We start from the raw sequence: 15,537 nt of genomic DNA on the forward strand, positions 1-15,537 counted from the left end.
CGGCCGAAGCGGATAAAAAGCTACTTACAATCCGGCGCAAAGAGATTTACAATAATCGTATACCGATATTTCAAAGGAGTCGATGTCGATGGCCGCCAAACGCAAACCGCCAGCCCTGCAGCAGAAAAAGGAAGAGATCAACCGCAAAGCCGCCCTCTGGGTCGGCGGCAGCATCGCGCTGTTCATTCTCGTGGTCAGCGCGCTGATCGTCTGGGCCCAGCTCTGACCTTTTTCACCGCGGATTCGAAGGCGCGTTTCCAGCATTCAGCCCGGCATTCGGCCTATCCGCCGAATCCGGGCTTTCGTCAGTTCAACCACTTATACACTTTTTTGTCATTGGTCTGATCCTGCCGGTTTTCCGAACGGAAGCGCTGTTTCGGCACCAGCGTCTCTTCCGGCAGCACGTCGTCGGCAAGCGTCACTTTGGTGCCCGCCGGCACCAAATCGAACAGTTCTTCGATGTCTTCCCTGTTCATGCGCACGCAGCCGTGCGATTCGTCGCCGCCGATGCTCTCCGGTTCGTCCGTGCCGTGAATCGCGTAGTCGGTATCCGACAGCTGCATGCCTCGGCTTCCGAATTCGCCGTCCGACCTGCCGTTCGGGTTGACCACCTTGTCGCTGATGACATAAGTTCCCGTCGGCGTCCTGCTTCCTCCGAGCCCCACCTCATAACTCCGCAGCAGCACGTTTCCGCTTACGAGAGCCAAGCGGTGCCGGCTGCGATCGACGACGATCTCGAGCGGTTCGTCCAGATACGGGCTGCCGCCGAGCGTAGCCGCCGATACGGAAGGGCCGCCCTCCGAAGGCGGCGGAACTTCCTGGCCGTAAGCTTTGCGCTTCGACATCGCGGCCATGACCGCGAACGAGCGCTTCATCGCCGGCGTGGAGCCCGAAAGCACGTTGCGGGGAAACGGACGGTTCAGTTCCTCCAGACTTCCCGGCAGCTTTCCGGCGCCTTCCCGGTAATGGACGATGGCGGAAGACAACGCCGCAAGGCTCTCCTGCTCGTTCATCCAGACGCGAGCCGCTTTGCGTTCGGCGCCCGACACGTTCGCCTCGCAGTCGCACGTCTTTGGATCGTAGCTGCGCAGCACGCTTTCCCCGGGAGCCGACCCGGGCTCGATCTCCGCGATGACCGGCGCGGTTTTGTTCCACAGCAGCCATTTCCCGCTTCGTTCCAGACCGAGAACGGAAACGGGCACCCTGCGCCCGTCCTGCAGATAAGCGGCCGCGGCCGTTCCGAGCGAAGCCGGATTGCCGGTCTCGCCCGCCGTGAACACTTCCGGCGCGGCGTCCGGCGCGGCGCCCGCCAATACGTCCGGCTGCGCGGCTGTTCTCGGCACGTTCATGCCCGGCGCCTCCGCGTAGCGGAAGCCGGCCAGGAGCAGAAGTACCGCCAGCAGCAGCCACCTGCGGCGCCCCGCCGCCTTTTTCTGCCTTTTTTCCGCGGCCAGATGCAGTTTCTCCTCATATTCGGCCAGAATGTCTTCCGGCACATGCGCATGTTCGTACGCCTCGTAGACTTCCTGCGCTTTGTTGAAACAGTAGTTCGCCTTGCCCGGCTGCCCGTCGGCTTCATACTCCTTGCCCAGCAAGTACCAGGCCATCTTGTTGTCCGGATGTTCGCGCACATACTGTTTCAAATGGGGAAAACGGGTCATTGCCCTTCGCTCCTTTGCCGGAATATGCACCCGCAGGGCTCCTCTCCGCAAAAAAAGCGCCTCCCGCCTGTACGTTCAGGAGAGAGACGCTTTATCCCGGATCTGCCCTGTATTCGGCGCTTGCGAGTCGAATCAGCCTTCCTTGTTGAACGGTTCGTCCGCGATCACGATGGAATCGGTCGGGCATCCGTCGCATGCGTCGAGCATATCCTCGTGCATGTCTTCCGGAATTGCCGTGACGCCGTGGTTGGCGTCGCCGCCGAAGATGACTTCCGCCAGACCCTCGTCGTCGTAATCGTAAATGTCCGGAGCGGTCGCGCCGCACGCGCCGCAGGCGATGCAGGTATCTTTGTCAACCCACGTATATTTAGCCATGTTTGTTCCCTCCTACTCTATTCTCTATCGGCCGTGCCGATTCTTTTGCCAAGAAGCTGCTTTCGCTAGGCTTTCATCCTTCTAACTATAATATAAACCTTTTTTGATTTCAATGTATCTTACGTTTCATTTTCATTCGTTTTCCCGCTTCCCGCCGCGCTCCCCATGGAAAGAAATGCCCGGCGTGCGGCCCGCTTTCATGCGCTTCGTGCCGTCTTCTTCCAGCATGCCGGCGGTCATCAGGGCGTCTTCGCCGAATTTGTCGCGCAGCTTGTCCATAATTTCCGTCAGCTTTTCCTTTTTCGGCTGCCGTTCGTAATCGAACAGATCAAGCTGGATCGCGGCGGCGCTTTTGTCGGTCAAATTCTGAGCGGCCACGCCGAGCAGCCGGACCGGCTTGCCGTCGTCCCAGTGTCTCAGATACAGCGCCTTCGCCTCGCGGTAAATGTCGTCCGCCGCTTCCGTCGGAATCTCCAGCGTGCGCGAACGGGTGATCGTTTTCATCTCGGGCGTGCGGATCGTGATCTGCACCGCGCCGGCAAGCAGATGCTGCTTTCTCATGCGCCGCGCCACCTGATCGCTCAAGTTCAGCAGCACTCGCAGCGCTTCCGACGACTCGGTCACGTCGTACGGCAGCGTGGTGGTATGGCCGACCGACTTGCTCGGTTCGGGCACCGACTGCACTTCCGACTGATCCAGACCGTTGGCCGCCCGCTTCATCCAGGACCCGAACACGCCGAATGCGGATTGCAGCCTTTTTTCTTCGGTCTGCGCCAGCTCGCCGATCGTCCGGATGCCGAGCCGGTTCAGCTTCTCCGCCGTTTTGGCGCCCACGCCGAACAGCTCGCCGCACGGTCTGCCCCACAGCGTCTGCGGCAGATCGCGGATGCGCAGCACGGAAATGCCGCTGGGCTTTTTCATGTCGGACGCCATCTTGGCCAGCAGTTTGTTCGGAGCCACTCCGACGGAACACGGCAGGGACAATTCGTTTTGAATGCGCCGCTGAATCTGTTCCGCGATCTCCAGCGGCGTGCCGAACTGCCTCGAGCCCGTAATGTCCATATAGCACTCGTCGATCGACGTCGCTTCGATCATCGGCGTATAGCTGTACAGAATTTCGCGAAAAGCCCGCGAATACGCCCGGTACAGCCGAAAGTCGGGCTTGATCAGGATCAGCGACGGACACAGCTTCAGCGCCTGGTTCGCCGTCATGCCCGTCCGCACCCCTTTCCGTCTGGCCGGGTAGGAACTGGTGACGACGATGCCGCGCCTTTTTTCGCTGTCTCCGGCGACCGCCGTCATCTTCCCCCGGTACAATTCGGGATTTTCCGCTTCGTGCACCGAGCAGTAGAACGCGTTCATGTCGACATGCAAAATGACCCGTCCCTTGGACGGGTAATACCGGTTCACGTCTTCCGCCACCTTTGCTCCTCCTTTTCCGCCGCTGACCGGCAAACGTTTGTTTCCTTATTTTATCGCAAAATTGTGTGCCCGACCACTATACCGGTTTAAAGCGTTCATGCTATAATCGACAATTAATACGAACGGAAGGGAGCAGTTCCATGACACGGTCCATCACCATTTTCGATACGACACTCCGAGACGGCACGCAGGGGGAAGGCATCAGCCTCTCGGCCGACGACAAGCTGAAGATCGCCGTGAGGCTGGACGAACTCGGCGTGCATTACATCGAGGGAGGCAATCCGGGCAGCAACGGCAAGGACGTGGAATTTTTCCGCCGGGTCCGGGAGCTGAATCTCAAGGCCAAAATTACGGCTTTCGGCAGCACGCGACGCAAGGGCGGATCGGCCGAAGACGACGAGAACCTTCGCCGAATCGCGGAATCCGGCGCGCAGGCGGCGACGCTGGTGGGCAAGTCGTGGGACTTCCACGTGCATACCGCGCTGCAGACGACGCTGGAAGAAAACCTGGCGATGATCGAAGATTCGATCTCTTATTTGAAGCGGAGCGGGCTGGAAGTGATCTTCGACGCGGAACATTTCTTCGACGGGTTCAAGCATAATGCGGAGTATGCGAAGTCGGTGCTGCGCGCCGCTTCGGAGGCGGGGGCGGATTGGCTCGTCCTGTGCGACACCAACGGAGGAACCATGCCGGACGAAATCGGAAGCACGGTGGCGGCCCTGGTGCGGGAAATGCCCGCCGTCCGCTTCGGCATCCATACGCATAACGACTGCGAACTTGCCGTCGCCAATTCGCTCAGCGCGGTCGCCGCGGGCGCTCTGCAGGTCCAGGGGACGATCAACGGCTACGGCGAACGCTGCGGCAATGCGAATCTGTGCTCGGTTATTCCGAATCTCCAGCTCAAGCAGGGTCTGAAGTGCCTGCCCGAAGAAAAGCTGGCGCAGCTGTCTTCGGCCGCCCGCTATGTGAGCGAGATCGCCAACGTGCATATGCCGGCCGGACAGCCTTACGTGGGCAGCGCGGCGTTCGCGCACAAAGGCGGCATCCACGTCTCCGCGATCTTGCGGGATTCCCGCACGTACGAGCATATCGCCCCCGAGCTTGTCGGCAACAAGCAGCGGGTCCTCGTCTCCGAACTGGCCGGACAGAGCAATCTGGTGTCCAAGGCGCAGGAGCTCGGCATCGAACTCGATCCCAAAAGCCCGCAGGCCGCGGACACCATCGGGCGAATCAAGGACCTCGAGCATCGCGGCTACCAGTTCGAAGGCGCCGACGCTTCGCTCGAGCTGCTGCTGCGCGAAGCCGGAGGCGAGGTGCGCGAGCTGTTCACGTTCGAATCGTTTAAAATGCTGGTGGAAAAATCGGCGGGCAAGCCGGTCGTGTCCGAAGCGTTCGTCAAGCTGCGGATCGGCGGAGAAAGCCTGTATACGGCCGGCGAAGGCAACGGTCCGGTCAACGCTCTCGACAACGCGCTTCGCAAAGCGCTGCTCCAGTATTATCCGCAGCTGACCGACATGCACCTGAGCGACTATAAGGTCCGCGTGCTGGACGACAAGGAGGCGACCGCCTCGAAAGTCCGCGTCTTGATCGAATCGCGCGACGCGGACAGCGCCTGGAGCACGGTGGGCGTATCGGGCAACGTGATCGAAGCGAGCTGGGAGGCGCTCGTCGACAGTATGCGCTATGCCCTTCTGGGCCAGGAACCGGCGCTTCCGGTCGCGGCCGCCGAACCCCGTCCCGGACTGCTCAACCATTAACCGGTGAACAAAAAGAACGCAAAAAAAGAGGCTTGCCGCCGCAGCGGAAAGCCCAGTTGAGAGGGGTAAACATGGGTCGCAGGCCTTGAGGGAACGGCGCCTCGTCATAAATCGAGGATCGGTTTCCGCACGAAATCCGATCCTTCAGCCGAAGCCCGTTCCGTTCGGGACCCGCGGGGGTAAATCCTGGGCCTTGCCGCTTCGCGCCGGAATGCGGGTAGCCCGTTCCGACGCGGAAGCCTACGCAGCGGGCGGCATGCATACCGGATACTCCGGTGCGCACCGTAGCGCCAGACCCGCCGCCTGCTTGCGAATTCCGTCCTGCCCGCCCAAGGTTCGGCCGGGGGATGCGACGCCCGGCCGTTATCGGTCCCGGAGCGCCGCGTTCCCCGGCTTTTTGACGCGGTGCCGGAGAATGCGCAATAAGATTCCTGTCATGTGCTGCTCAGCCGCGCGTAGAGATCCCCGAGCGTGGAGATCTGGCTTTCCTTCACCCGGTTCATATATCCGCCCCACAATTCGGCCGTCATAAGCGAATCCCCCAGCGCATGATGGCGTTCCTTGATCTCGATGCCTTCCTCCAGCAGCAGTTCGTCCAACCCGTAGCCGGCCCTGAACGGATCAAGCAGCTTCGCGATCATCATCGTGTCGATCACTCGATGCGTCAAATGCGCTTTCGACGTCTTCCAAAGCGCGGTATTCAAAAACGCCTTATCGTGCGCGCTGGCGTGCGCCACCAGTACGGAATGCCCGATAAAGGCCATAAAATCGTGCAGCGCTTCGATCAGCGAAGGAGCCTCCGCCACCATGTCCGGCGTAATGCCGGTCAATTCCGTAATATGCGGCGGAATCTCGACGCGCGGATTGACGAGCGTATAGAAGGTCTCGTCCTCCAGCACCCGGTCCCCTTTCATCTTCACCGCTCCGAACGACAGGATCTCATCGCCCTTCTGACAGTTGAAGCCCGTCGTCTCCAGATCGAACACGACGGTCTCGAGCTCCGACAGCGGGGTAATGAGCGCTTCGGGTCTGCGCTGCTCCCGGCTGAGCGAGCGGATAAACGCCATCTGATGGGCGCTTTGTCCCCCGAACACCGAGGCTACCGCGGAAGGAACCCCTCCGCTGCGCAGCATGTTCCAGAATCCGCTTCTCGACCCGGCCGGTTCCTTCATGCGCGTCTCCTTTCCGCGAACCTGAGCTGGCGCTGGAGCACGCGGTGCAGCTTGCGTACCAGAACCAGACTGTCGCGCAGTTCGTAAAACTGCTCTTTTTTCTTAAGCTGTTCGTTCGGCAGATAGCCGCCGCTCTGCAGCAGCCCGTCCCGCTCGGTCGTTTCCGTTATGTTCCGCAGCCTCAGCGCCGTCAGGAAAGCCTCGTGGACGGGCTCCAGCATCGGCAGGGAAGCCGCCTCGAACTGGATAAGACGCTCGAGCCTTCGCAGCGTCGACGTCTCCTCGACATCGTGCTGCAGCGCCATGAAACGCGCCGCGTTGACGAGCGGGATATACAGGCCGTATTTGACGTCGAAATCCCCGGCATGGTCGCCGAATCGTTCCGTCACCACCTGTCCCAACACGTTGAGTGTCTTTTTGTGGCGCACGGTATTGCGCAGAATCGCGGCGTGCAGTTCCGTATTGCCGCGCAGTCCGTCGTAAAAATTCCGCTGCCAGGCTTCCGCCAGCGCCTCGCTGCCGGCGATCAAACGAAAATCCGAAGCGATAATCAAGTATCTGACCGGCTCCCAACTGAGGTCGCTTCGCCATTCCCGGAGCTGCGCGGCCCACTGGGATGACGTGCGGCGCCATCTCGGTTCCGAACACATCACTTTCCCTTCGCATTTTTCGTATCCGGCCGCCTCGAGGATGTCGGTCAGCCTTCGTCCGAATTCGGCGAAATACGTTTCTTTGTCTTCGTGCTCGTCATCCGACAGAACCAATCCGTTATCCTGATCGCTCCACAGCGTCTGCTCCCGTCTGCCCGCGCTGCCGAATACGACGAAAGCATAAGAGACGGGAGGCGGACCGTAGCCCGCCTCCCCCATCTCATGCTCGCATAAATCGACCGCCCGCTTCATCAGTCGATCGTGCATATCGTTCACGGAGGCGTTCCAACCGAGAATGTCCAGTCCGCGGCCTGCCTCCATGAGTTCCTGCTGCATGGCGGCCCGCTTGGCGCGGAGCGCTTCGGGAGAACGGATCTGCGATAAGTCTTCGCCGGATGCGAATAACGGGTCCGTATACGAATCGGTAGGCCTCACCGAACTCCCCCTTCCTTCTATTACGGCTGCGGCTTTCGCAGTTCTATACCTGACATAATATGTCACATACAAGCCTTTAATCCGCTTATCAAGCGTTCGCCGGCTTACGCGTACCGCCTTTTTCCGGAGTCGTCGGTCCGTTGAACGTCGTATCGCCTGCCATTTTCATTTGTTCCGGGTATCCATAATTGCCGTGTTCGCTGATATCCAGACCCATCATTTCTTCTTCTTCCGTCACGCGGATGCCCATCGTGACTTTCATGACGTAGAAGATCACGAACGTGACGGCTCCGACGAACGCCAGCGTGCCGATCACGCCCAGCGCTTGAACGCCCAGTTGATGCAAGCCGCCGCCGTAGAACAGGCCCGCTTGGCCCAGGCCTTTATCCGTCGCCAAGGCAGGCGTCGCGAAGAATCCCGTGGACAGCGCGCCCCAGATGCCGGCAATGCCGTGTACGGAAAACGCGAAGACCGGATCGTCGACGCCCGCTTTTTCGAACCACTGAGCCGTGAAGAACGTCAGAACGCCCGCGACCAGACCGATGACGATCGCCGCCCAAGGCTCGACGAACGCGCAGGAACCCGTGATCGCGACCAGCGCCGCCAGCACGCCGTTCAGCATGCTCGGAATGTCCGCTTTGCCGAATACCGCCCAAGAGATCAAGAGAGCCGCCACGCCGCCGGCCGCCGCCGCAATGTTCGTCGTCAGCGCCACGTAAGCGAAGAATCCGTCCATGACCGTCAGGGCGCTGCCCGGGTTGAATCCGAACCAGCCTACCCACAGAATGATCACGCCGAGTACCGACAGAACCTGATTGTGTCCGAGAATGCTGTTCGGTTTGCCGTCTTTTCCGTACTTACCCAAACGGGGCTTCAGCATGATCGTCGCAACCAGCGCCGCCGTCGCACCCGTCAGGTGGACGACCGTCGAACCCGCGAAGTCCTGCATGCCCAGGGAACCGAGCCAACCGCCGCCCCATACCCAGTGGGCGATGACCGGATAGATGATAATGGTGAACAGGGCGCCGAATACGATGTATACGCTCAGCTTGGCGCGTTCCGCCAAGCCGCCGCCGGCAATCGCCAGCGAGACGCCCGCAAAAGCGAGGTGGAACAGGAACATCAGCGAAACGGGCAGGCCGTAACCGTTAACGGAATCGAACGAGGCCGCCTGTCCTTCGCCGCCGAAAAAGAATCCTTCGAAGCCGAAGAAGCCGTTGCCGTTGCCGAAACCGAAGCCGAAGCCCAGCGCCCAGAAAGCCACGCTCGCGACGCCGAAGGAAAGGATCGTCTTGCCCGCTACGTGCCCGGCGTTCTTCATCCGAACCGAACCGGCTTCAAGCAGGGCGAATCCCGCCTGCATGAAGATCACGAGTACCGCCGCGATAAATACGAAAGCCATGTTCACGCCGTTCGTCAGCGCTTCGCCGTCTACCGCTTCCGCCGCATACGCGCTGACCGGAAAAGCCGATACTGCCGCCATTGCTCCAAGCGCTGCCCACCACTTCTTTTTCAAATTCCCCACACCCTCTTCATGTAATTTTATCTAACATTATGTGAAACTCTTGGTGTCATTATAAACCGCGGCAAGAAAGCTGACAAGTGTATTTTCATAAAAAAGCGAATTTATTTCAGACTTTTTTTCGAACGAAAAATTCCATCTGCGTTAATGCGCTATAGCAAGCCGAAGTACAGAAACCATAACGTTTGACTGTATGCTTTAAGTTGGATATAATTGAATTTGTCAACACCATCTTTTTACAGCAGCTTACTTTTATACTTTTGCAGGAAAGGGTGAGGCAGCGATGGGGATATGAAACTATTCCGAATCGGGGAGCTGGCCAAAGCCGCAGGCACCAGCGAGCGCACCATCGACTATTACACCAAGCTGGGACTGATCCAGCCGCGGGACCGGTCGATGACCAATTACCGATTATATGGTTCTGAAACTTTGCTTCGTTTGAAACGTATTCATGAATTGAAGACCGAAAAGTTTACTTTGGAAGAAATCCGGGAGCGGCTTGATCGATGGAGCGATGCGACGGAAGACGAGCGCGTTTCCGAAAAGCTGACCCTGCTCGAAGGCCATCTGGCACAGGTCGAGAAGGAATTGAAAGAACTTCAGCCGCTTCTGCAGGATCTCGATCCGGCTCAAGCGCGCAAAACGTTTTCCCAACTCGTTCCGCAGGGAATAGCGTGCATGGAAGCGATCAAGCTGCTGCTCGGACAGAATCCCATGATGTAAGTTTTTCACTACAAATGGAGGGAACCCTACATGAGTTTCAACGCTTTTATGTACATTTTGATCATTCCGGCATTTATCCTGACGATCTGGGCCCAGTTCCGGGTCAAAGGCACGTATAACAAATGGCGCGAAGTGCCGGTGCACAGCGGCATTACGGGATACCAGGCCGCTCGCCATATGCTCGATACGCACGGCCTGCACGACGTTCAAATCGTTCCGGTGCCGGGCATGCTGTCCGACCATTACAACCCGATCAACCGCACCGTCGCGCTGTCCGAAGACGTCTATTACGGCAACAGCATCTCCTCCGTCTCGGTCGCCTGCCACGAGATCGGCCACGCCATTCAGCATAAGGAAGCTTATCCGATGCTGTCGCTGCGCCACCGCATTTTCCCGGTCGTCAACTTCGCTTCCGGCGTGGCTCCGTTCCTGATCCTCGGCGGTCTGCTGTTCGGCGCGATGGGCCTGGTCGGCTTCGGCATCCTGTTCTTCGCCGTTACGGTTGCGTTCCAGCTGATTACGCTTCCGGTCGAATTCAATGCCAGCAACCGGGCACGCGAGATCATGGTCTCCGAAGGCTATATCACGAACGAAGAAGAACGCGGAGTCGGCAAAGTGCTGAACGCCGCCGCTCTCACTTACGTTGCGGCCGCTCTCGTCTCGCTGCTGGAGCTGGTCCGTCTGATCGGCATCTTCAACAGCAGAGACTGATCGAAGCCCGCGAAAGACTTGCACCCCTTCAACGAAAAAACGGCGTCCGCCTTCAAGCGGACGCCGTTTTTTTTGCTTCGCACAAACAGGAAGACCTCATACGCGAGTCCTACCAATCCGACGCGTCTTCAATAAATATTAGCTAATTCGCTTGATATTATGGTACTATACAACTACTTTGAAGCATCGAATCCGATCGAAGTTTTGGATATAAAGGAGAAGGTTTGTGAGCCTATCAATGTGGTACGATCTTTTCTTGTTTGCCTTATTGGCCGCTTTGTTCGCTTATATTTTTTTTGCGGTGCGCATCACGAACTTACATAAAGTCTATTTCGTGTTTCACTTTTTCATGATGCTTTGGCCGCTGTGCCAGTTCGCTACCCACGTCGTGCAGGACCCGGATATCCAATTTCTCTGCGTGTCCTTGTCTTTCGTCGCTTTCCTGATGCTGGCGAGCGGCTGGCTGCTGTTCACCCTGTTTCTGACCGAGGATAAGCAGGCGTTGAATCCCCGGTTCGTCAGCCTGCTTTTTGTCCCCGCTTTGATCGTTTCGATCGGCGTAATCGCCAATCCGTTCCGCCTGTTCGCCAGTCCCGCTACCGACAATTACGTCGACCGCGCCTACGGTCCTTTGTTTTGGCTCACCGCGGCCGTGCTCGCCGGTTACTTTGCGGCTTCCCTGGCGGTTCTGTTTCGCGCCGGCCGGTCGTTCACGGCTTCTCCGAGCCTCAAGAAACAGATCCGGATCATCCTCTGGGGAATTTGCGTTCTCTTCGTTTTCGTGGCGGCGGACATTTTGCTCAACGTCGTTTTGCGCGAGCGGCTTCCGATCATTCCCGGCTTGACTTCGCTCGGCATCTTTAGCGCCGATCTGTTTTTCGTTTTCGTAATTACCCGGTACAAAGTGTTCGATCTGGTCTCGATCGCGCACGAAGACATCATGAACACGATTCCCCACGGCATTCTCGTGCTCGACGAGAACGATTCGGTCGTGGAAACCAATCGCGCGCTTCGAAAATTCGCAAACGTCGCCGTCGGAGAACTTTTCAATCCCGATGAATTTTTGGCTTCCGCACGATCGACAGGCGGCAGCCGACAATTTCTGGAGCGTTATAAGAGTAAAGGCAGCGATTCGTTCGGAATCGAGCTGTCTTCCGAACACGACAACGGCCTGTATTTCATCCTGCAGTCGTCGCCCATTCTCGATACCGACCGCGCTCCGATCGGCCGCATTCTTACTTTCCAGGACGTCTCGCAGGAACGCCGGCTCGTTCGCGAGCTGAATCGTCAAAACGATCTTCTGCAGGAGCGCAACCGTTCCCTCGATCGAACCCGTCTCGAATTGTCTCAGGCGAACCTCCGGCTCAAAGAAATGGCGTTGACCGACAGTCTGACGCACTGCTATAACCGCCATTATCTGATGCAGCGTCTCTTTCGGGAAATGCCTGCCAACCTGGAACAGCGCGTACCTTTTTCCTTTATCCTGTTCGATATCGACTTCTTTAAAACGATCAACGATCGTTACGGTCATGTCGCGGGAGACGAAGTGCTGTACCGCACCGCGCAGATCGTCAAGCCGTGCATCCGAAGCACGGACATTCTTGCGCGTTACGGCGGCGAAGAATTCATTATGTATCTGCCGTGCACGGATCGCGACACCGCCCTGCAAATCGCCGAGCGGGTCCGTTCGTCGGTGGAAGCCAATCGGGTTCCGTTGGAGCAAAGCCCTCATCCGGTAAACGTTACGGTCAGTCTTGGCGTGCTCGCCGTCGAACACTTGGGACAGGACCCGCGGCCGCTCAGCCTCGAAGAATATGTGCCCTTCCTGTTCTCCGAGGTCGACAAGCCGCTGTATCGCGCCAAAAGAAACGGCCGCAACCGCGTCGAGTTCGCCGATCTCCGCGAGGTCCCTTCCTTGCGTCACGGACAATCCGTTTAACTCGCCGAACGATCCGCCTTGCATAAGAAAAGAGCCGATCCCGGAAGGAATCGGCTCTTTTCTTTTTTAACGCGGTATTTCGCTGCCGGCAGGTCCGAGCAGTTCAACCGACCTTTCGCCCTAACGGAAGGCGCACCATCAGGCCGTACAAGAAGAATCCGGCAACCGCACCGCCGAAATGGGCCCAAATATTGATATTCGGCGTAATGAAACTGAAGATCAAGCCCATGACGAGCAGGATGTAGACCGTCTGTCTCGAACCCTTATCCATCTTCGCTCGCTGGAACAGCGCCATATACAGAAAAGCGCCGTACCCGCCGTAGATCGCGCCGGAGGCCCCGACCGAAATAAAGTATTCGCTCGCCCGGTTATAGGCGCCCATACTGATGAGGTTGGCGATCATACCGCTGGCCAAATACAAAACTCCGTAACGGATATGTCCCAGCAGGCGTTCCAGCGGAGGAAGGAAAACCAGAATGGCGAAGCAGTTGAACAGCAGATGCTCGAAGCCTCCGTGCAGAAAGATCGAAGTCAGGTAACGCCAAGGCGAGTCCACGTTTCCGATGCCCGGCACGCCCTGCACGTTGGACAGCGCTCCGTATTGCAGCAGGATCGCTCCCGAGGCGTCGCGGCTGTAAGCGCCGTTTGCGGCCAGAACGATAAACATCACGACGTTGATCAAAACAAGCAGCGCCGTGACCGGATAGAACTTCAGGTACTGGTTCCATTTTTCGTACCTTACAAAAATCATGATTTTCCCCTTTTCCTCTATTGTCTTTTTGCAAAGGATCTCTAACAAATATTATAATGAAACGGCACGGGAAAATCCAAAGTTCCCGATTTTTGCAGAATAGAGAAGGAGGTTGTTCCCCATGGCACAACACAGAACCGGCATCGCCACGTTCAAAGGCAATCCGATCACGCTGATCGGGCCCGAGCTCAAAGTCGGCGATCAGGCGCCGGATTTCAAACTGAACCGCAATCTGCTGGAAGAAGCTTCCCTGAACGACTTTTCCGGCAAAATCAAACTGATCAGCGTCGTTCCGTCTCTCGACACGGGAACCTGCGACGCGCAGACCCGGCGCTTTAATACGGAAGCCGCCGATCTGGGCGAGCGAGTCGTCATCCTGACCGTCAGCGTCGACCTTCCGTTCGCTCAGGCCCGCTGGTGCGGAGCCGCAGGCGTCGACCGGGTGGTTACGCTCTCCGACTATAAAGCCCGCTCGTTCGGCGAAGCTTACGGCGTCCTTATCGACGAACTGCAGCTCGACATGCGCGCCATCTTCGTTCTCGACGAAAACGACCGCATCGCCTACGTCGAATATTTGAAAGAAATGAGCGAACACCCCGACTACGAGCAGGCGATATCCGCCGTCAAAGCTCTGCTGTAACCTTTCCCTTCGCTTTCTCGCGAACGAAATTCGGACACGAAAAAACGCACCCGCCTGCGGAACTCCGCAGAGCGGGTGCGCTTACATAAAGCCGGACAACAAGCAAAAGTGCCGGCACGCGCCAACCTTCCCGATTCGCGCGGCCGCGGACGTCAATTTGTCGTTTTGTGGGCCGCCAGCTTTTTGTCGAGAATCGCGAACAAACTCAGAATCGTCCGGTAATTCGCGCCGAGGTCGCCGAGCGAACCGCGTGAAGCCGAATAGATATCGACCGCGCTTTTTACAGGGCCTACCGCAAGAACCGAAACGGTAATGTCCATGGTCCGTCCGAACTTCGTGCGTTTCTCCAGCGTAATCTCGCCGACGCCGGCCACTTCGTGCAGCACTTTATAGCCGGGGATCTTTTTCAATGTGGAGCTGACTTCGTCCCAAGCTTTGTCTCTGGAAAGGCTGTAGTATCTCGTTTTCATATTCGGGTCGGTCGCGCGGTCGCTGGTGCCTTCCTGACTGCGAATGATTCCGACCAATGTACGTTTAAACGACAAGATCTTTCCTCCTTTAACGTTTCCCGTCGATCTACTTCTTAGTTTAGCATTGTTCGATTCAGAACAAAAGAAAAACACAGCAAAAACGTCCCGCTCCGGAACTCTTCCGGTGCAAGGACGCCCATATCCCATTCGGGATCACGCTATCGCCTATGTAACTCCCTTATAAAAAGGAAGAGATCCCGCTCTGCCGTCCGGTGCCATTGTCTCGAACCTGCTATCGCAGGTGGGTGACCGCAAAACGGGCTTTGAAGTCCCCATGTCATATAGACAGGGCTTTTCATTGCGGCGCTTAATGTAGGTCTCCCGAGACTTATTCATTGGTTCAAAACAACGAAAAACCGAAACGTACATCGCAGGATGTAGAGTTATTATAGCGCTTGCGGCCGCCGATGTAAACTCCGACAAGCACTTTTTGCCGCGGATTCTTATTTCCCCTTTTTCTCCTTGCCGAGTTCGATCAGTTCGTTTTCGCCGTCCGGGTTCTGCTGCTCTTCCCGCTTCTTCGCCTGCTCCTGCATTTTCAGGAATGTCGCGTAGAAGTTGAAGAAGGCGAACCAGGAAATGACGCTGCCGGCGAAAATGACGAGCAGCACGGGCATCTGCCAGCAGATGTACAAAACGGCGATCGCGCCGAGCAGCGTCGAAAATACGCGGAACGGACGCAGCAGCGTCAGCAGAATCGCGTTTTTCAAAATGCCGCCGATCTTCATGTGGTAATGGGTCACCATCGAGAAGAAGTTGAACAACGACACGAACAGGAGAATCATCAGGATCAGCATCAGGATGCCGAACAGCTGCATGTTGCGGAACTGCACCATATAGACGGTGATGTCCACGTACATGACGACGAACAGCAGCGTGTAGAAAATGCCGCCTACCAGGCTCTGCTTGTAGTTCTCCTTATATCCCCTGAAAAACGTCCGCATGACTTTAACGTCGGATTCTCCCATGACCCATTTGCGCGTCACGGTAAACATCGCCGAAGTCGCGGGAAACAATGTAACCGGTGCCAGAATTCCAAGCGCCCAATTCAGCGTCAGCGCCTCGTTCACGAACTGCGGATCGATCGCCAACCGCATGTACAGAATAAACAAGAATGGCGCCGAACACAGCACCCAGAGCAGATTGGTCGCCGAGAGACGCATAATCCACTCGGTCAAGCGGTAAATGCCTCCTGTAAGCCCCCTAAATTCCAACAGGTATTCCTCCTCAAAAATCGCATAATCGCCAT

At 57.4% G+C, this 15,537-nt stretch carries 15 protein-coding genes and 1 other RNA gene; 6 read left to right on the plus strand and 10 right to left on the minus strand.

From position 1 onward, the window contains the following. Positions 1-88: 88 nt before the first annotated feature. Complete coding sequence (locus GYN08_RS10230; RefSeq protein ID WP_166274113.1) at positions 89-226, plus strand: hypothetical protein; 138 nt, start codon at positions 89-91, stop codon at positions 224-226. A gap of 79 nt (positions 227-305) precedes the next feature. On the opposite strand, the gene GYN08_RS10235 is transcribed toward GYN08_RS10230, so the two are convergent. The 3 genes from GYN08_RS10235 to GYN08_RS10245 form a co-directional block, all read right to left on the minus strand. Beyond that, the gene (locus tag GYN08_RS10235; RefSeq protein ID WP_166274114.1) at positions 306-1,661 is read right to left on the minus strand and encodes a L,D-transpeptidase; all 1,356 of its coding nucleotides are present in this window, start codon (positions 1,659-1,661) and stop codon (positions 306-308) included. Positions 1,662-1,793: 132 nt separating this feature from the next. Then, positions 1,794-2,036 carry a ferredoxin gene (locus GYN08_RS10240; RefSeq protein WP_166274115.1) on the minus strand — a complete coding sequence of 81 codons (243 nt, stop codon included), beginning with the start codon at positions 2,034-2,036 and terminating at the stop codon, positions 1,794-1,796. Positions 2,037-2,168: 132 nt separating this feature from the next. After that, positions 2,169-3,398 carry a DNA polymerase IV gene (locus GYN08_RS10245; RefSeq protein WP_235946169.1) on the minus strand — a complete coding sequence of 410 codons (1,230 nt, stop codon included), beginning with the start codon at positions 3,396-3,398 and terminating at the stop codon, positions 2,169-2,171. Between the two features lie 200 nt (positions 3,399-3,598). On the opposite strand from GYN08_RS10245, the gene cimA reads away from it, so the two are divergent. Further along, positions 3,599-5,215 (plus strand): citramalate synthase, encoded by a 1,617-nt coding sequence (gene cimA / locus GYN08_RS10250; RefSeq protein WP_166274117.1) that lies wholly within the window; start codon positions 3,599-3,601, stop codon positions 5,213-5,215. A gap of 434 nt (positions 5,216-5,649) precedes the next feature. Here the strand turns inward: cimA and GYN08_RS10255 are convergent, their stop codons facing one another. From GYN08_RS10255 to GYN08_RS10265, 3 genes are all read right to left on the minus strand, one after another. Beyond that, entirely contained in the window at positions 5,650-6,387 is a 738-nt protein-coding gene (locus GYN08_RS10255; protein ID WP_166274118.1) for an exonuclease domain-containing protein, read from the minus strand. Further along, complete coding sequence (locus GYN08_RS10260) at positions 6,384-7,472, minus strand: DUF294 nucleotidyltransferase-like domain-containing protein (RefSeq protein ID WP_328802919.1); 1,089 nt, start codon at positions 7,470-7,472, stop codon at positions 6,384-6,386. The genes GYN08_RS10255 and GYN08_RS10260 overlap by 4 nt, the downstream gene beginning before the upstream one ends. An 88-nt stretch (positions 7,473-7,560) precedes the next feature. Then, entirely contained in the window at positions 7,561-8,988 is a 1,428-nt protein-coding gene (locus tag GYN08_RS10265) for an ammonium transporter (protein ID WP_235946114.1), read from the minus strand. A gap of 297 nt (positions 8,989-9,285) precedes the next feature. Here GYN08_RS10265 and GYN08_RS10270 point away from each other — a divergent pair, with 297 nt between their 5' ends. From GYN08_RS10270 to GYN08_RS10280, 3 genes are all read left to right on the plus strand, one after another. Beyond that, positions 9,286-9,717 carry a MerR family transcriptional regulator gene (locus tag GYN08_RS10270; RefSeq protein ID WP_166274119.1) on the plus strand — a complete coding sequence of 144 codons (432 nt, stop codon included), beginning with the start codon at positions 9,286-9,288 and terminating at the stop codon, positions 9,715-9,717. A 30-nt stretch (positions 9,718-9,747) separates the two neighbouring features. Next, a complete protein-coding gene (locus GYN08_RS10275; RefSeq protein WP_166274120.1) occupies positions 9,748-10,428 on the plus strand; it encodes a zinc metallopeptidase in 681 nt (226 codons plus the stop codon). 226 nt (positions 10,429-10,654) lie between these two features. Further along, a complete protein-coding gene (locus GYN08_RS10280) occupies positions 10,655-12,367 on the plus strand; it encodes a histidine kinase N-terminal 7TM domain-containing diguanylate cyclase (RefSeq protein ID WP_328802920.1) in 1,713 nt (570 codons plus the stop codon). A 103-nt stretch (positions 12,368-12,470) separates the two neighbouring features. Here the strand turns inward: GYN08_RS10280 and GYN08_RS10285 are convergent, their stop codons facing one another. Beyond that, entirely contained in the window at positions 12,471-13,118 is a 648-nt protein-coding gene (locus GYN08_RS10285; protein WP_166274121.1) for a rhomboid family intramembrane serine protease, read from the minus strand. Between the two features lie 121 nt (positions 13,119-13,239). Between GYN08_RS10285 and tpx the strand changes: the two genes are divergently transcribed. Then, entirely contained in the window at positions 13,240-13,758 is a 519-nt protein-coding gene (tpx, locus tag GYN08_RS10290) for a thiol peroxidase (protein WP_166274122.1), read from the plus strand. Positions 13,759-13,910: 152 nt separating this feature from the next. On the opposite strand, the gene GYN08_RS10295 is transcribed toward tpx, so the two are convergent. The 3 genes from GYN08_RS10295 to GYN08_RS10305 form a co-directional block, all read right to left on the minus strand. Next, entirely contained in the window at positions 13,911-14,303 is a 393-nt protein-coding gene (locus tag GYN08_RS10295; protein ID WP_166274123.1) for a DUF1499 domain-containing protein, read from the minus strand. Between the two features lie 175 nt (positions 14,304-14,478). Next, positions 14,479-14,668: non-coding RNA, 6S RNA (ssrS, locus tag GYN08_RS10300), on the minus strand. Positions 14,669-14,731: 63 nt separating this feature from the next. Then, on the minus strand, positions 14,732-15,502 hold the full coding sequence (locus GYN08_RS10305) for a YesL family protein (protein ID WP_166274124.1): 771 nt from the start codon (positions 15,500-15,502) through the stop codon (positions 14,732-14,734). Between the last annotated feature and the right edge of the window lie 35 nt (positions 15,503-15,537).

Source organism: Saccharibacillus alkalitolerans, assembly GCF_011090185.1.
GTDB lineage: Bacteria > Bacillota > Bacilli > Paenibacillales > Paenibacillaceae > Saccharibacillus > Saccharibacillus alkalitolerans.

Bases quoted from the DNA above. Each gene is read 5' to 3' on its own strand.
- GYN08_RS10230 (WP_166274113.1), top strand. From the start codon at position 89: ATGGCCGCCAAACGCAAACCGCCAGCCCTGCAGCAGAAAAAGGAAGAG.
- GYN08_RS10235 (WP_166274114.1), bottom strand. From the start codon at position 1,661: ATGACCCGTTTTCCCCATTTGAAACAGTATGTGCGCGAACATCCGGAC.
- GYN08_RS10240 (WP_166274115.1), bottom strand. From the start codon at position 2,036: ATGGCTAAATATACGTGGGTTGACAAAGATACCTGCATCGCCTGCGGC.
- GYN08_RS10245 (WP_235946169.1), bottom strand. From the start codon at position 3,398: ATGAACGCGTTCTACTGCTCGGTGCACGAAGCGGAAAATCCCGAATTG.
- cimA (WP_166274117.1), top strand. From the start codon at position 3,599: ATGACACGGTCCATCACCATTTTCGATACGACACTCCGAGACGGCACG.
- GYN08_RS10255 (WP_166274118.1), bottom strand. From the start codon at position 6,387: ATGAAGGAACCGGCCGGGTCGAGAAGCGGATTCTGGAACATGCTGCGC.
- GYN08_RS10270 (WP_166274119.1), top strand. From the start codon at position 9,286: ATGAAACTATTCCGAATCGGGGAGCTGGCCAAAGCCGCAGGCACCAGC.
- GYN08_RS10275 (WP_166274120.1), top strand. From the start codon at position 9,748: ATGAGTTTCAACGCTTTTATGTACATTTTGATCATTCCGGCATTTATC.
- GYN08_RS10285 (WP_166274121.1), bottom strand. From the start codon at position 13,118: ATGATTTTTGTAAGGTACGAAAAATGGAACCAGTACCTGAAGTTCTAT.
- tpx (WP_166274122.1), top strand. From the start codon at position 13,240: ATGGCACAACACAGAACCGGCATCGCCACGTTCAAAGGCAATCCGATC.